General features: G+C 55.0%; 4 protein-coding genes. 1 reads left to right on the top strand and 3 read right to left on the bottom strand.

Features of this window, described 5'->3' with window-relative positions; all coding sequences use genetic code 11:
* Positions 1-38 precede the first annotated feature (38 nt).
* On the top strand, positions 39-410 hold the full coding sequence (locus AC0L3D_RS36455) for a recombinase family protein (protein WP_473647507.1): 372 nt from the start codon (positions 39-41) through the stop codon (positions 408-410).
* A gap of 105 nt (positions 411-515) precedes the next feature.
* Here AC0L3D_RS36455 and AC0L3D_RS36450 read toward each other — a convergent pair whose 3' ends face one another.
* The 3 genes from AC0L3D_RS36450 to AC0L3D_RS36440 all read right to left on the bottom strand — a co-directional run.
* Positions 516-1,184, bottom strand: a complete 669-nt coding sequence (locus AC0L3D_RS36450) for a hypothetical protein (protein ID WP_473647506.1) — start codon at positions 1,182-1,184, stop codon at positions 516-518.
* Between the two features lie 392 nt (positions 1,185-1,576).
* A complete protein-coding gene (locus AC0L3D_RS36445; RefSeq protein ID WP_473647505.1) occupies positions 1,577-2,122 on the bottom strand; it encodes a glycoside hydrolase family 108 protein in 546 nt (181 codons plus the stop codon).
* The coding region (locus AC0L3D_RS36440; RefSeq protein WP_473647504.1) for a hypothetical protein at positions 2,073-2,262 on the bottom strand (190 nt) is incomplete at its 5' end. The genes AC0L3D_RS36445 and AC0L3D_RS36440, both read right to left, overlap by 50 nt.

Genomic DNA, 2,262 nt, shown 5'->3' with positions numbered 1-2,262 from the left:
CGCAATCGAGTTGGTAATCTTGTCCAGAGGACAAACAGATGTTCGTGCTTCGTTCGACCTTAGCGTGTCTGGGAAAGCAAATCTTGTTCCGACCCCACAATGGCGACGTCGTGTGGCGCAGGCCGAACTATGCGACCATCCACCGGATGATCGAGAACCCGATCTACGGCGGCGCCTACGCCTATGGTAAGACGCGGGCTGCGCCTGGATTTGGCCCATCCGCCGCATCACGGACAGTAGCAACGGCGATCCTGGACACACGGACTTCGCGGGTTGCACAATTCCTCGGCGCCCACCCGTCATCGTACTCCCCGTTGGAAGAATCGGAAGAGCGGCTGTCGTCGGCAAACCGGCGGAAGTCTCCAGGGGCGGCACCGACGTTGGGACGAGATACCGCTAGGAGAACGTGAGGACGTCTGCCCGCTTGAGCCGGTGCAACGATAGGCGAAAGCGACGATGAGGACTCGCCGGAAGCGAACAGGTCATCCGAGATACTGCGGTCTGCCCTTTCTTTCTCACGGTCCTGCGTTGATCCGCGCGAGCGTTGGGTCCACTTGTTTGCTTTCCAGTTGACGCGAAACAGACTCAATCTCGCGCTCGATGTCGTGAGGAAGCCAAGGCATCGGCTTGTTCGATTCGTCACTGAACACTTGGTCCATTGTGCGCAGCCGGTCTCTGAGTTCCTGATGCAAATGGCCAAGTTCATCAGTTAACTCTCTGGCCTGTTGAGCGGTAAATGGGAGCTGCAGCAGACGATTCCCCCTGATTTCTCGGGCTTCGAGGGACCGGTGAATACGTTCAGTACCACTTGGGTTTAATTGGTCCGCAATCTCCTGATTCAAGTCGGTTTCGTCACGCCCCTCATGATGGGGAGAGAAGTGGGCAAACTTCTCAGCACGCTCGATCAGCGCTTGGCGCTGGTGCAGTGTCCGGGGGCTTGGCTGAATGTGCTGGTCGATAATACGGCCGAGGGCGCTAAAACGAGCCTGAACGTCTGGACAAAAGGGGGCCGGCTGACGCTTGTAGATGTCTTGTGCAATGCACTCGGCCGTATAGCGAACCGCCCGTTCTCGAGCCGTCGAGGCTTGATGATCAAGCGCCATGTTGTCGAATCGGTTGGCGTAGCTTTGCTTCAACTTGGCCAGCCTCGATAGTGTGACGAAGATGTCCAGACAGTCGTCCATAGCGATCTCGTGCTCCAAAATTGTTCCTCGCATTTAACTGAAAGCTTTGGCATTCTCATCTATTCAACTCAGTCAGAGCAGAAAACGCCACCTGTTCTAACATTCTTTCCATTTGGCATACCTATACCACCGTCGAAGCGATCTAGATGCAACACGTAATTCACTAAGTGCTGATCTTTCGTGAGCCGTAGAATGTTTCGAAGGCTTTGTTGGTCACATCGTATGCTATGCGATTCGCCCTCTACAGTCCTCATAGCCCCTTACCGAATTTGTCATGGACCAATCGCGGTCACGAGGAGTGATGGTGCGGGTTATCCCTCGAGGAGATCGCCCTCGCCGAGAACGACACCGATAGCCCAACTGCAATTCGCGCTTCGCCCGGTCTTCTTCCGTCAGCGCCCGGCCCCGCGCATCAGCAAAACGGCAATCGACTTCCCTTCAACTTCAGCAATGCGCTGCAACCAGCCCCTCCCGAAATATTTATTCGAGGAAAGGGACTGCACGAAACTTCTACGTCTTGCGCAAATTGCCCGGATCGTCACTTTGCCGTCTGCGGCAAGCGTCTTCCCAAGCGTCTCGCTCCCGGCAAGACCGTCCTGTTTCGCGCCAACTGCCGCTTGCAACCAGCGAACGGCCCGCCGAGGTCCGGACATTACGCCAGCGTCGAAGGTCGCAAGATCGACCCCGTATGGCAGACTTTCGCCGAGTATAGGCTTCCAATAGTCTGTTTCATAAATCGATTTCGCAACATCAAGCGTTAAATTTTCGATGTCGAGATGCGGATACGCGTGAGCTGCGATCCCGTATTTTGTTCCTTTCAGAATACCGACCCCGACATTCTGGCCAGTCCAATTACCCCGATCATTTGGATCATTCGAGTATCCGCCTTCATACTTTAGCGTGACGGTTAGACAGGACGGTAAATTGCCGATTGCCATAGAAGTTTTCCTTAACGATGCACCCTGCCCCTACCGCCGAGATGATCGCGGGGATCAGAATAACAGGGTTGATGCCGAACAGCTTTTGCTCGGTAAGCTGCTGACCTTTGGCAAGGTCACCTGCAATTTGGATCGCCTCG

It is taken from the genome of Mesorhizobium sp. WSM4837 (genome assembly GCF_055811435.1).
This window is presented reverse-complemented; position numbering and strand designations above follow the sequence as displayed.